General features: G+C 73.2%; 12 protein-coding genes. 6 read left to right on the forward strand and 6 right to left on the reverse strand.

The genetic code is table 11. The annotated features are described in order from the left end of the window. The first annotated feature begins 69 nt into the window (after nt 1-69). The gene (locus P5G59_RS20625) at nt 70-7,248 is read left to right on the forward strand and encodes a DUF5979 domain-containing protein (RefSeq protein ID WP_301220846.1); all 7,179 of its coding nucleotides are present in this window, start codon (nt 70-72) and stop codon (nt 7,246-7,248) included. A gap of 361 nt (nt 7,249-7,609) precedes the next feature. Here P5G59_RS20625 and P5G59_RS20630 read toward each other — a convergent pair whose 3' ends face one another. The 5 genes from P5G59_RS20630 to P5G59_RS20650 all read right to left on the reverse strand — a co-directional run bounded on the left by P5G59_RS20630 (nt 7,610) and on the right by P5G59_RS20650 (nt 12,189). Further along, nucleotides 7,610-7,762, reverse strand: a complete 153-nt coding sequence (locus P5G59_RS20630; RefSeq protein WP_249776513.1) for a hypothetical protein — start codon at nt 7,760-7,762, stop codon at nt 7,610-7,612. Between the two features lie 157 nt (nt 7,763-7,919). After that, nucleotides 7,920-8,831, reverse strand: a complete 912-nt coding sequence (locus tag P5G59_RS20635; protein ID WP_301220847.1) for an alpha/beta fold hydrolase — start codon at nt 8,829-8,831, stop codon at nt 7,920-7,922. Nucleotides 8,832-8,866: 35 nt separating this feature from the next. Further along, the gene (locus tag P5G59_RS20640; RefSeq protein ID WP_301220848.1) at nt 8,867-9,742 is read right to left on the reverse strand and encodes a fumarylacetoacetate hydrolase family protein; all 876 of its coding nucleotides are present in this window, start codon (nt 9,740-9,742) and stop codon (nt 8,867-8,869) included. Nucleotides 9,743-9,788: 46 nt separating this feature from the next. Then, complete coding sequence (locus tag P5G59_RS20645; protein WP_301220849.1) at nt 9,789-10,550, reverse strand: glycosyltransferase family 2 protein; 762 nt, start codon at nt 10,548-10,550, stop codon at nt 9,789-9,791. A gap of 25 nt (nt 10,551-10,575) precedes the next feature. Further along, on the reverse strand, nt 10,576-12,189 hold the full coding sequence (locus P5G59_RS20650; protein ID WP_301220850.1) for an AlkA N-terminal domain-containing protein: 1,614 nt from the start codon (nt 12,187-12,189) through the stop codon (nt 10,576-10,578). A 170-nt stretch (nt 12,190-12,359) separates the two neighbouring features. On the opposite strand from P5G59_RS20650, the gene P5G59_RS20655 reads away from it, so the two are divergent. Next, on the forward strand, nt 12,360-13,757 hold the full coding sequence (locus P5G59_RS20655) for an FAD-binding oxidoreductase (protein ID WP_301220851.1): 1,398 nt from the start codon (nt 12,360-12,362) through the stop codon (nt 13,755-13,757). 176 nt (nt 13,758-13,933) lie between these two features. Beyond that, nucleotides 13,934-14,308: an FKBP-type peptidyl-prolyl cis-trans isomerase gene (locus tag P5G59_RS20660; RefSeq protein ID WP_039921815.1), complete on the forward strand. Its 375-nt coding sequence runs from the start codon at nt 13,934-13,936 to the stop codon at nt 14,306-14,308. An 81-nt stretch (nt 14,309-14,389) separates the two neighbouring features. On the opposite strand, the gene P5G59_RS20665 is transcribed toward P5G59_RS20660, so the two are convergent. Further along, nucleotides 14,390-14,830, reverse strand: a complete 441-nt coding sequence (locus P5G59_RS20665; RefSeq protein ID WP_301220852.1) for a carboxymuconolactone decarboxylase family protein — start codon at nt 14,828-14,830, stop codon at nt 14,390-14,392. A 78-nt stretch (nt 14,831-14,908) separates the two neighbouring features. Between P5G59_RS20665 and pdxR the strand changes: the two genes are divergently transcribed. The 3 genes from pdxR (at nt 14,909) to rpsO (ending at nt 17,563) form a co-directional block, all read left to right on the forward strand. Further along, complete coding sequence (pdxR, locus tag P5G59_RS20670) at nt 14,909-16,357, forward strand: MocR-like pyridoxine biosynthesis transcription factor PdxR (RefSeq protein WP_301220853.1); 1,449 nt, start codon at nt 14,909-14,911, stop codon at nt 16,355-16,357. Nucleotides 16,358-16,403: 46 nt separating this feature from the next. Further along, a complete protein-coding gene (locus P5G59_RS20675; RefSeq protein ID WP_301220854.1) occupies nt 16,404-17,171 on the forward strand; it encodes a VOC family protein in 768 nt (255 codons plus the stop codon). A 122-nt stretch (nt 17,172-17,293) separates the two neighbouring features. Beyond that, nucleotides 17,294-17,563, forward strand: a complete 270-nt coding sequence (rpsO, locus tag P5G59_RS20680; protein WP_175336391.1) for a 30S ribosomal protein S15 — start codon at nt 17,294-17,296, stop codon at nt 17,561-17,563. Nucleotides 17,564-17,664 lie beyond the last annotated feature (101 nt).

Below are 17,664 nucleotides of genomic sequence, written 5' to 3' on the forward strand. Positions count from 1 at the left end.
CACAGCGCATCGCAGGCGACGAGTGTCGCGCCGCCGTCGGCCGACACCCCGCCCGCGGCGCCGCCGGCCGTGCCCGAGGAGGCGGCCGCCCCCGAGGTCGCCGACCTCGCCGTAGGCGACCCCGTGCTCACCATCACGAAGGTGGTCGTCAACACCGGCGGCGGCACGGCCACACCGTCCTCGTGGACGTACACCCTGACGGGCAAGCGCAACAACGGCGGCAACGTCGCGCCCGCGGTCGGGTACACCTTCCAGAGCGGCGTCGCCCAGTCGGTGACGGCGACCGAGACCAGCGGCAACGGCGCGGGCGTGCTCCGCAGCTACGCGATCACCGAGAGCACAGGCCCGGCGAACTACACGCTCACCGGGATCGCCTGTACCGGTGCCACCGCCGACGGGACGTTCGGCGGCGGCACGCTCACCGGGCTCCAGCTGCACAGCGGCGACGTCGCATCCTGCACCATCACCAACACGTACCAGGCGCCGCCGACGGCCTCTATCGTGGTCCGTGCGGGGGGTCAGCGCACCGGCGCCGCGAGCGTCGGCGCACTGCCGGACGGCGCCGTCTACCAGGCCGTCCCGGTCGGCGGAGGCGCGGCCGCGACCTGCGCGATCGTCTCCGGTCAGTGCACGATCACCGTCCCGGCCGGCGCCGCGTACACGGTCTCTGCGCAGACCGCCGCCCCCGGGTACTACCTGAGCCCGAGCCTCGACGTCGGCAGCTCCTCGAGCGGCTCGCCGACGCCGTACGCGTTCCGCACGGCCACGCTCGCGGCCAACTCCACCACGACCGTCCCCGGAACCGACGTCACGAGCGTCTACACCGACGCCAACGGCAACCGGTTCAGCGGGATGCTGGCCCAGTCCCTCCAGAACCCCGCCGTACAGCAGATGTGCGGGCTGCGCATCGCGCTGGTGCTCGACCAGTCCGGGTCGATGGCGGGCGCGAAGCAGACCGCCCTGAAGGCCTCCGCGGACGACGTGGTCACCTCGCTGACGGGCACGCCCTCCACGCTCGCGGTCTACACCTTCTCCGCCGCGGCCGGCCCGAGCGTCGGCGCGACCTCCACCGCGACCGCGGCGTCCGCGCAGCCGCTGCACACGTTCATCGACGGGCTTCCCGCCCCGAGCAGCTACACGAACTGGGACCGCGGCCTCGGCCAGGTCGGCGCGGGCTTCGACCTCGTCATCCTGCTCACCGACGGAAACCCGACCACCTACGCGGGCGGCAGCGTCGACGGCAGCAACGCGCGCATCGCCTACGTCGAGCAGGGGATGTTCTCGGCCAACCGGATCAAGGGCGCCCTCGGCGAGCGGCTCGTCGCCGTCGGGATCGGCGTGGACGGGGGTGCCGAGAACCTTCGCGCCGTCTCCGGCCCGACTGCGGGCAGCGACTACTTCACCGCCTCGGACACCGGCTTCGGTGCGACCCTCAAGCAGCTGGCCACGGGCTCCTGCAGCAACACCATGACCATCCAGAAGCGGATCGAGACCGCGGCGGGAACGATCGTCGACAACTCGCCGGCGGCCGACGGCTGGGGCTTCAGCGGCACGGTCTCCTCCGGCACGATCGGCGCCTTCGCCCCGACCGCGACGCAGAACGGCAGCACCGGCTTCACGAGCGCCGCGGTGGGCCTGCCCGCCGGGTCGTCGCCGACCGTCTCCCTCACCGAGACGGCTCAGCCGGGCTACACGCTCGACCGTGCGGCGTCGTCGTGCCGGGTCGACGGGCGCTCCGTCGCGATCGGCGGCACAGGGTCGACGATCACCTTCACGGGAGCGGCAGGCGCGGCCATGTCGTGCGTGTTCGTGAACCGGATGGTGCAGACCTACGGCACGTTCAGCGTCGCCAAGCAGATCAGCGGCGACACCGGACTCGTGCCGGGCTCCACGCCGTTCACCGTGGACTACAGCTACCCGGCGGGATCGGGATACCCGTCCGGGTCGGGGCACCTGACGGTGACCCCGGGCGGCGGCGCCGTGCGGTCGGATCCGATTCCGCAGGGCGCCGTCGTCCACCTCTCCGAGGCGGTGCGACCGCCGATCCCGGACGGGACCTGGGGCGATCCGGTGTTCTCGGCGAACGACATCGCCATCGGAGACGGCACCGATGTCGCGGTCACCCTCACCAACCCGATCCGCCGCGACACCGGCGGGATCAGCGTCCTGAAGTCGGTCACCGGCGACGGTGCGGGGGCGGTGCCCGCGGATGCAGCCTTCACGGTGGCCTACCACTGGGATGCGGCGCAGAACGGCGCCTACCCGGCGGGCGACGGGACGATCGTCGTCCACAACGACGGTGTGCCGGTCGGCATCCCGGAGGTGCCCGTCGGCGCCGCCGTCACGCTGACGGAGCAGGCGCACGCGTCCTTCCCCGGCGTCAGCTGGAGGTCCGGGACCTTCAGTCCGGCCGGCCCGGTCGTGGTGACCGCGGGCGGCCAGAGCGTGGCCGTGACCCTGACCAACGTGTACACCGTCGACACCGGCGGCTTCACGATCGCAAAGCGCGTGACCGGCGACGGCGCCCGCCTCGTGCCCTCCGGGACGGTGTTCACCGTCCACTACAGCTACACGGGCGGGATCGCGGGCCGGCCGGGGGCGGGAAGTCTCGGCCTGATCGACGGCGTGCCCCAGAGCGTCACGGGTCTTCCCGCGGGCGCCGTGGTGACGTTCCAGGAGGACGCCCCGGCCGCGGTGCCGGGTGCGACGTGGGGCGGCCCGGTGTTCGACCCGGCGCAGCTCACCATCGGCGCCGGCGGCGACGCCAGGGTGACTCTGGAGAACCCGATCACCGAGATCCGCCCGACGCTCCAGCTGAAGAACGTCGTCACCGACGACGTCCTCCCGGCCACCGACTGGGTGCTCACCGGCACGGGCGACGACTCGCCGACGGTGACGAACCCGGAGGGCGGCGACACCGCGGCCGTGACGGTGCGGACCGGAGCCTCGTACACCCTCGCCGAAGCGCCGAAGGACGGCGCAGCAGGCACCGCCGAGTTCGCGGCGGGCGACTGGGTCTGCACCGACGCCTCCGGCGGGACGGTCACGGTCGACCGCACCGGCCCGGGCGCCGCGACGCTGCAGGGGCTTTCGGCGGGGCAGGCCGTCGTCTGCACGGTGACGAACACGCATCAGGATCAGGGCGTGCGCCTCCACAAGACGCTCGCCGCTCCGGCGACGCAGAACGCGGACGGGACCTGGACCATCCGCTACACGCTGACCGTCGCCAACCGCAGCACGCTCGCGGCGACCGTCTACGACCTCGGCGACACGCTGCACTTCGGCGGCGGCATCGCCGTGCAGCAGGCGACCTGGAGCGGCCCGACCTCCGGCGACTTCACCGGCGCGACGGCGGTCCTCGCCCAGGGCGCGGCGCTCGCCGCGGGGGCGACCGCGACGTACGCCGTGAGCGTCACGGCGAGCGTCGGATCGGGCGCCTGGCGCGACCGGACGACCGACTGCCCGGACGGTCCGGGCGACGGCGGCTTCCTCAACACGGCGACCGTCACCTCCGCGGGCGAGACCACCTCGTCGTCCGCCTGCGACAGCCCCGGCACCCTCACGGTGCGGAAGACGGCCGGCGCGATGGCGCAGGGCCCGGACGGACATGTGACGATCGCGTACGACATCGTCGTGACCAACGCCACACCGAAGCCGCAGTTCTACGACCTGGCGGACACGCCGAGCCCGGCGCCCGGCGCGACCGTCGTGTCCGCCTCGGCGACGAGGAACGGCGATCCGATCGCCTACGACGGCGGCAGCCTGGCCGCCGGGGCGGCGATCGGCGGCGGCAGCCCCGAGCATCCGGTCACCGACCGCTACGTCGTCACCCTGGAGGTCGACGTCGCCGCCCTCGACTCGTCGCACGCGACCTGCGACGGCGCCGGCACCGGGCTGTTCAACGCAGCGACCCTCAGCACCGGCGGCATCGTGCGCGAGTCGGACGCCTGCGCCGACCTCCCGACCGGCACGCTCACCCTGGTCAAGTCGGTCGCCGCGGGCTTCGGCGGCGACCGGCCCTCCGACGCGTGGACGCTGACCGCCGCGGGCGCTTCCGGCCGCGCGATCAGCGGACGCTACAGCGCCGCCGACCCCGACCCCGCGATCACCGCGGTGCGGGTGCCGACCGGGACGTACGCGCTCAGCGAGGGGCCGGACATCCCGGGCTACGCGCTCACCGGGATCGTCTGCGCCGATGCCGAGGGCGGCCCGGTGGCCGTCAGCGACCAGGCGATCGAGCTGGGGGCGGGGATGGACGTGACCTGCACGTTCACGAACACGCCGCGCCCGGCGCACCTCACCCTGATCAAGGAGGTCGCCGACCCGGACGGCAGCGGCACCACGAAGACACCGCACGACTGGACCCTGACCGCCACACCCGCGTTCGACGGCTTCGCCCCGGTCAGCGGCCGCGGCGACCCCGGACGCGCCGACGGCGTCGACGCGGTGCCGGTCTGGGCCGGCCGGTACGACCTGTCCGAGTCCGGCCCCGCGGGCTTCGCCGCCGGGCAGTGGACGTGCGATGGCGCCGGCGTCGATGGCGCGGTCGTCACCATCCCGCTCGGGGCCGACGTCACCTGCACGATCACGAACTCGGCCACGCTGCCGCGGCTTACGCTGGTCAAGGTCGTCGACAACGGCGACACCGGCGGCCGCGGCGTCCCGAGCGACTGGGTCGTCTCCGCCGTCGGGCCCACCACGTTCGGCGGCCCCGGCTCGGATGACCCGGCGGATCCGGACCCGGCCATCACGCGCATCGGCGCGCAGGTCGGCGACTACACCCTGACGGAGGACGCATCGGCGGCCCCGGCCGGATACGAGCTCGCCGGCCTGAGCTGCACGAACACGGTCGACGGCACGGTGCTCGGCACCTCGCCGGCCGACCCGACCCTCCACCTCGCCGAAGGCGACGACGTGGTCTGCACGTTCACCAACCGCGCCATCCCGGCCGCCTGGACGTTGAGCAAGACCAGCGATCGCGGTGCTGCCGTCATGCCGGGCGACGTCATCCGCTACGTGCTGACGCTCACGCACACCGGGGGAGTGGTCCCGCGCTTCCTGTCGCTGGCCGACGTCGACGACCTCAGCGGGGTGACGCCGCACGCCTCCTTCGTGCCGGGCAGCCTCTCCGCCTCCTCGGGCGCCGCGACGCTGGAGGGCGGCCGGCTCGACTGGACCCTGACAGACCCGTCGGGCCCGGCGTTCACCCTCGCCTACAGCTTCCGGGTGGCGCCCGACGCCTGGGGCGTCACGCTCAGGAACGCCCTGACCCCGCCGCGCGACGTCAGCTGCCCGGACGGCGCCTGCGAGACCTCGTCGAGCACCCCCGACCTGGAGCTGTGGAAGACGGCCGTCGTCACCTCGAAGGCCGACCCGGCCGACCCGACGCGGGTGCTCCCGGGCGGCACCGTCGCCTACACGCTGTCCGCGCACAACCCGACCGACGTCGACCTGCCCGCCGGGCAGACGGAGACGGACGACGTGAGCGGCCTGACCGGTCACGCCACGCTCGGCGCCCTCGGCGCCGGACTGAGCCTCGACGGCCCCGACCGGCTCACCTGGACGCTGCCCGCCGTGCCCGCGGGCGCGACGGTGTCCGTCGGCTACAGCGTGACGGTCGCCGACGACGCCGCGGGCAGCACGCTCACCAACACCCTCGTGCCCGGCACCGGCCACTGCCTGCCCCCGGCCGACGACGGCCCCGGATGCACGACCAGCAACGACGTGCCGCGCGTCGACCTCGGGATCGTGAAGTCCGCGTCCACCGAGGGACCCGTCGACAACGACCCGGGTGCGAGCAGCGAGTACGCGTACACGCTGACGGTGGCCAACCACGGCGACACCGAGGCGACCGACGCCGTCGTCACGGACGTGCTGCCGGAGCAGCTCGACCTCGACGTGGCGAAGGGGAGCGGTGGATTCGACGACGTCCCCGCCGGCTGGACGCCCGCGTACGACCCGGCGAGCTCCACCGTGACCGTGCGCATCCCGTCGCTGGGGGCCGGCGACACCGCCGCGATCCGGATCCATGTGCTGGTGCGGCCGGTCGTGCACGGCTCGGTGGATGCTCCTGTCGGCGCCGTCCCGCCCGGAGCGGAGGGGCCTGCACCGGTGACGCCGCCCTCGACGATCGACAACCGGGCGTGCGTGGAGGTCGCGGAGGACGTCGACCCGTCGAACGACTGCTCCACGGCGTCCGTCCCGCAGCGCGCGGTCGCGGCCAACGTCTGGGTGCAGTGCCAGGCGGATGTTCCGTACCTGCACTACGCGATCCGCACGACGCCGAACCTCTCCGGCGAGCCGGTGACGCTGCAGTGGACGCCGTCTCAGCCCGGCGTGAACGGGGTGCCGGCGAGCGACCTCCCGGCGGACCCCGCCGGCGTCACCCGGACGCTGCACGACGGCGACGACGGCAGCATCCTGTGGCCGGGCGCCGCGGTGAGCGCGAACGGCGTGGGCGTCGGCTTCCCCGGTTGGCGGCCGATCGCCGAGAGCGACTACGACGCGAACGGCGCCCTGCGCTTCCCTCCGGCCCAGGTCTTCGAGGGGCTGGTCTACGACCCGTCGACCGTCGCGTCCGACGCCTGGCGCTACCCGTCGGTGGTGACCATCCGGGTCAACCCGACCGAGACCTACACGGTGGTGTACCCGCCGGCCGTCACGGCCTGCGCGGTCGCCCGGGTGGCCCAGCTCGGCATCGTCAAGACCGCGAGCACCCCGCTCACGCATCCCGGCGGCAGCTTCGGCTACACCCTGCAGGTCGACGACCTCGGTCTCGGCGCTGCGGACCCCGTCACGCTGACCGACCCGATCCCGGCGGACCTGCGGGTCGATTCGATCACCACCGACGCCACGGCGTTCCCGCGCTGGCAGGGCTGCGCCGTGACGGGAGCCGACGGCGACGGGTTCGGCGGGACGCTGACCTGCACGCTGTTCGGACCGCTCCCGGCCTCCGCACCGTCGGCCCCGGACGTGAACCTGAAGGTGACGGTGCGATCGGGGACCACCGCGTCCAGCATCTCCAACACCGCGAGCGTCTGCTCCCGGCACCAGGGTGACGCCGCCGCGGTGACCGCGTGCGCCGACGCGACGGCCGTGGTCTACCTGAGCGTGGCGGCCCTGCTGGCGGCGACGGGCCTCGACCTGTACGCGGCGGGCGGGCTGGCGCTGGCGCTCCTGGCCTCCGGCGCCCTGCTCTGGACGGTGCTCCTGCGCCGCCGCCGCCGCTATGCGGACATTGCTGTCTAGGCTTCCGGCCCTGTCATTCGCCAGAGTTGACGCAGGCATTCATAGAGGTCGTCGTGCCTGACATGACGACAAGGGTGCCGGCGCCGTTGACTCTCGCTGCACCGGGCGCCGGCACCCGTCCTTCACCGCGGCCGCTGAGGGCCGAGGAGGTCCGTCTCCGACACACGGTACCGCGCGCACCCCGGTCGTGGCGTCGCCCGGATCGGGGCGCGCTGCGGTGTGCGCGGGTGCGGCCGCCGATGCGTCATGCATGCACACTACGGCCGATATTAAAACGTGCGATATTCCCCCAAGTGAGGGGAGGCCGCGACGTCCTCTCCGCCCGGCTCTGTCGACCGGCCGGAGAGGACGCCGATGGGCCTCACTGGAAGGGCGCCCAATCGTCGAGGTCGTACTCGAGCTCGATGCCGTCGTACAGGCGGACGCGCCAGACCTTGCTGTCGCCCCCGACATATTGGCCCCGAGCTGTCTCCATCGCCCACTCGCCGTCGCCTGTTCGGCGCCAGCGGATCATCCCCACATGCTCGCGAAGCCGCGGCGCGTGCGGCGGGTGAAGGAAGTCGGCTTCCGACATCTGTTCATCTCGTCCCCCTCGCTGCCCTTTCATCCTGTGACTTTTCGCAGGGATGACGGTATCCCCCAAATGTGGGGGCGGGAGCTGCCGGGCGGTGTCAGCTTCCGCGTGCCTCGGCCTCGCGGAAGAGCGCGAGCATGTCGCGCCCCAGCTGGTGCGGGGCGGTCTCGCAGGGGCTGTGGCCCGTCCGGTAGACCGCGAAACGCGCGCCGAGGGCCTGGGCGTTGGCCGCGTGCAGGTGTGTGGGCCACAGGTCGTGCTGGCCGGTGACCACCAGCAGCGGGATGCCGCTCGCGGCGACCTGGGCGCGCACGTCCGGGACGTGCTTCATCAGGCCGACGATGTCGTCCACGCTGGAGCGGCGGGTGAGCGAGAAGCGCGACCGCACGAAGGCGAGCCGGCTGTCCGACACCCGGTTCTTGTTCGTGACGATGCCCCAGATCATCAGCGAGGCGGCGATGTGCGGCGTCGTGAGCCAGCTCAGCCAGCCGATGATGCGCACCCCGCGGAACGACTGCCCCGGCTCCGGCGGGGCGGTCAGCAGCGTCAGGGAGCGGAACAGCTCGGGATGCTGCACGAGCGCCAGCTGGGCGAGGATGCCGGCGAACGAGTAGCCGAGCACGTGGGCGGGCGCGCCGTCGCGGAGGAACGCCACCACGTCGGCGACCAGCAGGTCGTACGTGTACCGCTCGCCGGCGGCGGGCCCGGCGTCCGCCGACTCGTACTGCCCGGCGAGGTCGAAGCTCTGCACGTGGTAGCCGGCGGCGACGAGGATGGGGGCGAGGAGGTAGAAGTCCTCCTTCGAGCCCGTGACGCCCGGGATGAGGACGACGCGCGGGTCGCCGGGGTCGCCCAGCGAGGCGACCGCCAGCTCGCCGCTCGGGGCGCGGAAGCGGGAGAACACCGTCCCGACCGGAGCGACCGACCAGTCGATGTCGGGCAGGGCGGCATCGAGGCGCGCGGCCTCGTCGTCCCCGCCCGTGACCGGACGCCTCTCACCGATGGACACGAGGCTACGCTAGCCCACTCGGAGAGCCAGGGGGCTCAGATGACGCGGCAGTACGTGGTCAGCGAGCCGATGCCGCCGATGGAGACGGTCACGGTCGAGCGATCGCGCAGGAACACCGGAGGGGTGCGCGAGTAGCCGGCGCCGCCCGGGCTGCCGGTCGAGATCAGGGTGCCGGGCGGGATGGTGGCGGAGCGCGACAGGAACTCGATGATCTCGGCCACCGAGCGCACCATGTCGGCCGTGGAGGCGTCCTGCAGGATGGCGCCGTCGACGTTCGTGGTCAGCCACAGGTCCTGCGGGTCCGGGATCTCGTCCGCGGTCACGACGACCGGGCCGGTCGGGGTGAAGCCGTCGAACGACTTGCAGCGGGACCACTGGGCCTCCGAGAACTGCAGGTCGCGCGCGGTGATGTCGTTGACGACCGTGTAGCCCCAGACGTAGTCGAGGGCGTCGCGGACGGAGACGTTGCGGGCGGGCGTTCCGATGATCACGCCGAGCTCCGCCTCGTAGTCCACCTGGGTGGAGAGGTCGGCCGGCCAGGAGGTGGTGGCACCGTGACCGGTCAGCGAATTGGGCCAGAGGTTGAAGACGGTGGCGGCCTTCTCACTGCGCAGCTTCAGCTCGGAGGCGTGCGCCGCGTAGTTGGCGCCGATCGCGATGACGTGCGGCGGACGCAGCACCGCCGAGGCGTGGCGCAGGCCGTGGACGGGGATCAGTTCGCGTCCGGACGCCTCCGCGGCCTCGACGACCGTGCGGACCTCGGCGAGACCCTCGTCGCCGCGCTCGATGAGATCCTGCAGGTCGCGCGGCGCCCGCTCCATCACCTCGTCGAGGAAGAGCGCCCCGTCACCGAGGACGGCGGCGAGATGGGGATGGGCATCGGCGTCGGTGCTGAGGTGCGAGAATCTCACCCGTCCAGGCTATCCGGGTTCTCCTCGGCGGCCGAACCCGCGGCTGTCAGGCGACCGCGCCGGGGACCTCGTGCTCGTCGTGGGCGCGCCGCCGACGGGCGACGCGGCGGCGCCATGGGGAGTGCTCCGGCAGGTGCAGCGCGAGCGTGGTGTACGCCCAGCGGAGACGGCGGCCGAAACCGCGCCAGGTCGAGAACGGGCGGGCCGAGATGCCGACCGTCAGGCGCTCGTCGTAGCGGACGACGGTGTCGAGGTCGAGATGGAACGACAGATCCAGGTCGTCGTGGATGTCGCCGCGGTCGCGGTGGACGCGCTCGCGCGCATCCAGCCACACCTCGCGGCGCATGGCGAAGTTGGAGCCGAAGATCGGCGGGTTGCCCAGCCAGATGCCCATGGACCAGAAGTAGCCGCCGATGTAGAGCACCTGGCCGAGTCCGGCGACGACGGGGTTGCCGTCGTAGAAGACGCCGCGTCCGGTGAGCACGCCGATCTCCGGGTCGGCGGTCAGCTCCGCCTCGATGTGCAGCAGCCAGTCGGACGGGGTGCGGGAGTCCGCGTCGAGGCGCGCGATGATGTCTCCCGTCGCGGCGTCGTACCCGGCGGAGGCGGCCGGCCAGATCCCGCGCACGGGCTGCTCGACCACACGCGCTCCCGCCGCGCGGGCGACGTCAGCGCTGTCGTCGCTGCTGCCGTTGTCGACGACCACGATCTCGTCCGCGGGGCGCAGCTGCGCCGCGAGGTCGGCGAGGCACCGCGCGAGCATGGCGGCGTCGTCGAGCACGGGGATGACGACGGAGATGGTGGGCACGGTGAGAGCCTACGCGCGGTGGAGCTCAGAGCAGCGCGGAGCGATGCCGCGACCCCAGCGCCGAGGGAGCCTGCGACCGAGGTAACGGAACCACGAGACGATCCAGCGCGCGCCAGAGGTGCAACCCGGAATACGACCGCCAGGGCGCCCAGCGCGCGCCGTAGTCCCGCAGTGCTGCGGCGTCGGAGGGCAGCCCCAGCCGCGCGGCGCCCTGGCGCAGGGCGAGGTCTCCCGTGAGCAGCACGTCCGGGCTGCCGAGCACGCGCAGCGCGACGTAGCCCGCGGTCCACGGGCCGATGCCCGGGAGTGCGAGCAGGCGCGCCTCCAGCTCCTCCCGCGACTCGCCGACGTCGATCCGGAGGCTGCCCTCCGCGAGCGCGGCCGCCGCGCCGACGATCGCGTCGATGCGGCGGCCGGGTCCGCGCAGCACCTCCCGGCCGTGCTCGGCGATCGCCGCGGCCGTCGGGAACAGGCGGGTGAAGCGGTCCGGGGCCCCAGGCGCATCCACTCCGGGCACCGGCAGCTCGACCGGCTCGCCCAGGGCGTCCGTCAGCCGTGTGAGCGCGGTGCGCGCCGCCGCCACGGAGATCTGCTGGCCGATGAGCGCGCGGAACACGATCTCCTCCGGGTCGACCGCACCGGGGAGGCGGACGCCGGGCGACGCGGCCACGCTCGGCGCGAGGGCGGTGTCGGCGGCGAGGGCGGCGTCGATCGCCTCGGCGTCCGCGTCCAGGTCGAGCAGCCGCCGCACCCGCGCCACGAGCGGTGCGAGGTCGGCGATGTCGGCGAGGGCCGCGTCGCATTGCACCGCGGGCACGGCGGGGGAGCCGGAGAGGGAGAGCCGCACCACGGCCGGCCCGTGCGGCAGGCGCAGGGCGCGGGCGTAGGCGGGGCCGTCCGGCGTCGTCCACGACGCCTCGACCCCGGCGACGGCGCGGGCGCCGAGGAAGGCGAGCACCGACGCGCCGTCGAACGGCGGACGCGTCGGCAGCCGCAGGCTCAGCGTCGTCGTGCCGGCGTCGGCGTGCGCGACCGCCGTCGGGCGTTTCGCTGCGGCCCGGAGCGCCCCCGGCGTCAGGCGGTACACCTCGGCCATGGTCTCGTTGAACTGCCGCACGCTCCGGAAGCCGGCCGCGAACGCCACGTCGGTGATCGGCAGGTCGGTGCCGGTGAGCAGCAGCCGGGCCGTCTGCGCCCGGTGGGCGCGGGCCAGCGCGAGCGGGCCGGCGCCCAGCTCGGAGGTGAGCACGCGTCCCAGGTGGCGCGGCGTGTAGCCGAGCCGCCGGGCGAGACCGGGGACGCCCTCCCGCTCCACCGTGCCGTCGGCGATGAGGCGCATCGCCCGGGCGGCCAGGTCGTCCCGCACGTTCCATTCGGGCGAACCGGGCACCGCGTCCGGCAGGCAGCGCTTGCACGCTCGCAATCCCGCCTCGTGCGCGGCCGCGGCGGTCAGGTAGAAGCTGACGTTGCCGGGCTTCGGCGTGACGGCGGGGCAGCTCGGCCGGCAGTAGATCCCGGTGGAGTGCACGCCGGTGATGAACTGCCCGTCGAAGCGGGCATCCCGCGCGCTCATGGCCCGGTAGCGCTCGGCGAACACCGGGTCGGCGAGCGGTCCCTCGGTGTGCTCGATCGTGCTCATGCCCTCAGCCTCGCACCGGCCACCGACGATTCATAGCGGAAATCGGACATCACCCGAGGGGCTCGAACTGAGGGCCGGGACGTTCGAATCTCCGTCTGGGCCGCATCCCGTCGGAGATTCGGACGAATGCGGTGCGAATCTCCGACGAAAGCGGTCGGTAGCCTGAGGGGATGGACGTTCTGGAGTGGCTGGCCGCGGCACTGGGCGAGGAGGCCGTGACGGCCGGGGTGCTCTCGACGGACCCGGAGCTGCTGGAGGCGGCCCGCGCGGACAAGTCGGGCTGGGCCGCCGACGGCCTGCCGCTCGCAATCGTCAGCGCGCGGACCGTCGAGCACGTGCAGACGACCCTGCGTGCGGCCAGCGAGTTCCGCGTCCCGGTGGTCCCGCGCGGCGCCGGCACGGGGCTGGCCGGAGGGGCGAACGGCACCGACGGCTCGATCGTGCTCGACGTATCCGGCATGAACCGCATCCTCGAGATCGACGCGGAGGACCAGCTCGCCGTCGTCGAGCCCGGCGTGATCAACAGCGACCTCAACGCCGCGCTGGAGCCGTACGGGCTGTTCTTCGCGCCCGACCCGGCCAGCCGCGCAGTCTCGACCGTGGGCGGCAACATCGCCACCAACGCGGGCGGACTGCTGTGCGCCAAGTACGGCGTCACCCGGGAGGCGGTGCTCGGCCTCGAGGTCGTGCTGGCCGACGGCCGCCTGCTCAGCACCGGCCACCGCACCGTGAAGGGCGTCACCGGCTACGACCTCACCGCCCTCTTCGTCGGCTCGGAGGGCACCCTCGGCGTCATCGTCGGGGCGACGGTGCGGCTCCAGCCCATCCCGCCGGGGGAGCCGGTCACGCTCGGCGCGCTGTTCCCCGACGTCCGCACGGCGGCGGAGGCGTCGGCGCGCGTGACCGCGGCGCGGCTGCGCCCCGCGGTGATGGAGCTGCTCGACGCACCCGCGCTCGAACGGATCGCGGCGCACCTCGGCCGGGAGACGCTGGAGGAGGCCTTCGGCGCCAGCGACGGCGCCGCCTACCTGCTCGTGCAGTTCGACGGCGCGACGGCGGCGGCCGACGCCGAGGCCGCGGGCACCCTCATCGCGGAGACGGGCGGCACGGTCCGCGTCGCCGCGGACGCGGCGGAGGGGGAGCGGCTGCTGGCCCTGCGCCGGGCGTTCCACCCCGCGCTCGCCGCGTCGGGCGAGGTGCTGATCGAGGATGTCGCCGTGCCGCGCTCCCGCATGCCGGAGATGTTCGCGGCGATCGAGCGCATCTCCACCCGGTACGGCATCCCGATCCCGACCGTCGCGCACGCCGGGGACGGCAACCTGCACCCCAACTTCGTGTACACCGGTGACGAGGTGCCCGCCGTGGTGTGGGACGCCGCGAACGACCTGTTCCGCACCGCCATCGAGCTCGGCGGCACCCTGACCGGGGAGCACGGCGTCGGCGTGCTCAAGCGGCGGTGGCTCGCCGACGAGGTCGGACCGGACTCGTACGAGCTCCAGGTGAAGCTGAAGTCGGTCTTCGATCCGCTCGGCATCCTCAACCCCGGCAAGGTCTTCGGGGGCCGTTAATGGACTCGACCCCCGGTGGTGCGGCGATGCCTGCAGCTCTCCCGGGGGATCGAGTTATGGCTTAAAGGATGCCCCCGCCTCCCGGGGAGCGCAACCCCCGATCGCCCACGGCGCCGCTCTGCGCGCTCAGCGAACGGGCTTTGACGCGGGCCCGCAGCACCGGTTGGATGGTGGACATGGCAGAGAACACCAACCAGAAGCCCGAGGTCGACGCCCCGGAGGGCCCGGCCCCCGCGACCCTCGAGATCGTCGACATCGTCGAGGGCACCGGCGCCGAGGCGACGCCGGGCGCCAAGGTCGACGTGCACTACCTCGGCGTCGAGTACGAGACCGGCGAGGAGTTCGACTCGTCGTGGAGCCGCGGCCAGTCCATCAACTTCCCGCTCAACAACCTCATCAAGGGCTGGCAGGAGGGCATCCCCGGCATGAAGGTCGGTGGACGCCGCAAGCTGACCGTCCCGCCGGCGCTCGCCTACGGCCCGGCCGGCGGCGGTCACCCGCTCTCGGGCAAGACCCTGATCTTCGTCATCGACCTCCTCGGCGTCAGCTGAGCTCCATCCCCGCACACGCGAAGCGCTCCCTCGGCCACGGCCCAGGGAGCGCTTCGTCGTTCCGGTGCGGATGGTGCCGGGTCAGAGGCTCGGCGGCTGCATCCTGGTCGGGATGGCGACCCGGTTCCACACGTTGATGGTCGCGATCGCGAGCAGCAGGTTGGCGAGCCCCTCCTCGCCGAATTCCGCGAGGGCCCGCTCGTACAGCTCGTCGGGCACGCCGTCCTCGTGGATGAGGGTCACGGCCTCGGTGAGCTCCAGCGCGGTGCGCTCGCGCTGGTCGAACCAGGGCGATTCCCGCCAAGCGGAGACCGCGAACACCTTGCGGAGCGGGAAGCCGCGGCCCTGCAGGTCGACGGAGTGCATGTCGACGCAGTAGGTGCAGCCGTTGATCTGGGAGGCGCGCAGTTTGATCAGGTCGCCGAGCGGTTCCTCGACGTTCCGGCCGACGTAGCCGTCGAGCTTGACGATGGTGCGGTAGCCCTCTGAGGCGAGAGCGGGGATCTGGATGCGTTCGGTCATGGCTCAACGCTATGAACGTCATTGGCCGGTTGTAAGCTCCAATCGGACCGATTCCAACCAGACCATTCGGAGGCTCCCGTGGACATCCACGTCGCCATCGGCGGGCGGGGGGACCGCGCCGACCGCATCTACCGGCAGCTGCGCGACGCGGTGGTCGACGGCCGCCTGCGCCGCGGAGAGCGACTGCCCGCCACGCGGGAGCTCGCGGAGCGGCTGCAGGTCTCGCGCTCGACGGTCTCGACCGCCTACGAGCGCCTCACCGCCGAGGGGTACCTCGCCGCGCGCGTCGGCGCCGGAACGTTCGTGGCCTACGCCGGCGCAGGCGCACCATCCGCGGGCAGGCGTCCCGCGGGTGCCGCGCGCCCCGCGCCCGCCTGGCGCGACCTCGACGACCCGCTCTGGGCCGAGCCGCACCCGATCGCCTACGACTTCAGCGTCGGCTCGCCCGATCCCGCGCTCTTCCCGCTGGAGGCCTGGCGCCACCTGGTCGCCGGGGAGCTGCGCGGCGGCCTCCGACGTGCAGGGCTCTACGGCGACCCGGCGGGCGTCGAGCGCCTGCGGGAGGGGATCGCGCGTCATCTCGGCCTCGCCCGCTCGGTGGAGGCGTCGCCGGCGGACGTGCTGGTCACGCACGGAGCGCAGCAGGCGTTCGACCTCATCGCCCGCGTGCTGCTGCGCCCGGGCGACACCGTGGCGATCGAGGATCCGGGCTACCCTCCGGTCCGCCAGCTGTTCGAGACGTTCGGGGCGCGCGTCGTGCCGGTGCCGGTCGACGAGCGCGGGCTGCGGGTGGACCTCCTGCCGCCGGCGCGGCTGGTCTACGTCACGCCGTCGCACCAGTTCCCGCTCGGCGGGGTGCTCCCGCTGGAGCGCCGGGTGGCGCTGCTGGAGTGGGCCGCCCGGAACGACGCGGTCGTGATCGAGGACGACTACGACAGCGAGTACCGGTTCGGCTCCCGGCCGCTCGACCCGCTGCAGCGGCTGGATGCGCAGGGCCGCGTCGTCTACGTCGGCACCTTCTCCAAGACGATGCTCCCCGCGCTCCGCCTCGGCTTCGTGGTGGCGCCGCCCGGCCTGCTGCCCGCCCTCCGGCACGCGAAGCGGCTGACCGATTGGCACAACGACGTGGTCACCCAGCGCGCCATGGCGCGCTTCCTCGACTCGGGCGGCTTCGCCCGGCACGTCAAGCAGGCGACCCGGATCTACGAGGAGCGCCACCGCGTGCTCGAGGCGGCCGCGGCCGGGCTGCTGCCCGGGTTCGTGCCCGTGCCGTCGGCAGCCGGGTTGCACCTGGCGCTGCTCGCGCCCGAGGGGTCGGAGGAGGCGGCGGTGGACGGGCAGCGCGTCGCCGAGCGCGCGGGCGTGGCGGGCGTGTCCGTCCAGCCCGTCTCGCGCTTCCGCGTCGCGGCCGGCGCCGACGGCATCCTGCTCGGCTTCGGCGGCATCCCGGCCGAGCAGATCCCGGACGGCCTGCGCACGCTCGCGCAGGCGGTCGAGCGGGAGCGCGTCGCGCCGGGAGCTGTCTGAGCCGCGCCCCTCCTGCGCGGGGGCGCCGGGGGACTACCGTTGCCGCATGCCCATCGAAGACGCGTTCCCGCACGGCACCCCGATCTGGGTCGACCACCAGAGTCGCGACCAGCCCGCCTCCCGCACGTACTACCGCGAGCTGTTCGGTTGGGAGGTGGGTCCGGCCGACCCGGCTATGGGCGGCTACTCGCTCGCAACCGCGCGTGGAGTGGCCGTGACGACCCTCGGCCCGCTGCCGGACGCGTCCGTCCCGACAACGTGGACCGTCTACTTCGCCGTCGACGATCTGGAGGCGGCGGCGACCACCGTGCTCGACGCGGGCGGGTCGGTGCTGCTGGCGCCGGGGGAGACGGTCCCCGGCGTCCGTCTGGCGATCGTCGCGGACCCGGCCGGCGCCGTGTTCGGCCTCTGGCAGCGGCAGGAGCAGAACGCCCCGTGGCTGCGCGACGAGCCCGGAGCGGTCGACTGGCTGGAACTGGTCGCGGCCGATCCCGCCGCGACCTACCCGTTCTACGAGCGGGTGCTCGGCGTGGGGGTGAGCGAGATGCGGGTCGGCGACGAGCCGTACGGGCTCTTCGACGTCGGCGACACCAGCGTCGCCGGCGCCTACCGCAGCGACGGAACGGACGAGCCGCACTGGCTGCTCTACTTCAACGTCGCGGACCTCGACGCCGCCGTCGTCCGCGCCACCGAGCTCGGCGGCACGCTGCGCACCGAACCGCAGTCGGCCGCGGGGGTCGGGCGCTGGGCCGAGGTCGTCGACCCGCAGGGGGCCGTGTTCGGCCTCCTGGAGCCGGAGCCCGAGCCCGTCTGAGCGGGTCGTCGCGCCCGCCGCCTCTGGTAGACTCTTTCAGTTGCCGTCGAACGGCCGCGGATCAAGAGAGCCCAGGCATACGGCCCCGGGCACCGCGCAACGAACAGAAAGGGGATCCCTCTATGGCGCTGGATGCAGACACCAAGAAGGCGATCATCGACGAGTACGCTACCCACCCCGGTGACACCGGATCCCCCGAGGTGCAGGTCGCGATCCTCACCAAGCGGATCAAGGACCTCACGGAGCACCTCAAGGAGCACAAGCACGACCACCACTCGCGTCGTGGCCTGCTTCTGCTGGTCGGTCAGCGTCGCCGTCTGCTGGGCTACCTGGCGGACATCGACATCAACCGTTACCGCTCGCTGATCGAGCGTCTCGGTCTTCGTCGCTAGTCGATCGACACCGCGAACTTCTTACAGGACGGGCCGTCGCCTTCGGGCGGCGGCCCGTTTTGGTGTGTTCGAACCCTTGGCAACCGATTTACAGCGCTGTA

It is taken from the genome of Leifsonia virtsii (genome assembly GCF_030433675.1).
GTDB classification, from domain to species: domain Bacteria; phylum Actinomycetota; class Actinomycetes; order Actinomycetales; family Microbacteriaceae; genus Leifsonia; species Leifsonia virtsii.

Bases quoted from the DNA above. Each gene is read 5' to 3' on its own strand.
- P5G59_RS20630 (WP_249776513.1), bottom strand. From the start codon at position 7,762: ATGATCCGCTGGCGCCGAACAGGCGACGGCGAGTGGGCGATGGAGACA.
- P5G59_RS20650 (WP_301220850.1), bottom strand. From the start codon at position 12,189: ATGAGCACGATCGAGCACACCGAGGGACCGCTCGCCGACCCGGTGTTC.
- P5G59_RS20655 (WP_301220851.1), top strand. From the start codon at position 12,360: ATGGACGTTCTGGAGTGGCTGGCCGCGGCACTGGGCGAGGAGGCCGTG.
- P5G59_RS20660 (WP_039921815.1), top strand. From the start codon at position 13,934: ATGGCAGAGAACACCAACCAGAAGCCCGAGGTCGACGCCCCGGAGGGC.
- P5G59_RS20665 (WP_301220852.1), bottom strand. From the start codon at position 14,830: ATGACCGAACGCATCCAGATCCCCGCTCTCGCCTCAGAGGGCTACCGC.
- P5G59_RS20675 (WP_301220854.1), top strand. From the start codon at position 16,404: ATGCCCATCGAAGACGCGTTCCCGCACGGCACCCCGATCTGGGTCGAC.
- rpsO (WP_175336391.1), top strand. From the start codon at position 17,294: ATGGCGCTGGATGCAGACACCAAGAAGGCGATCATCGACGAGTACGCT.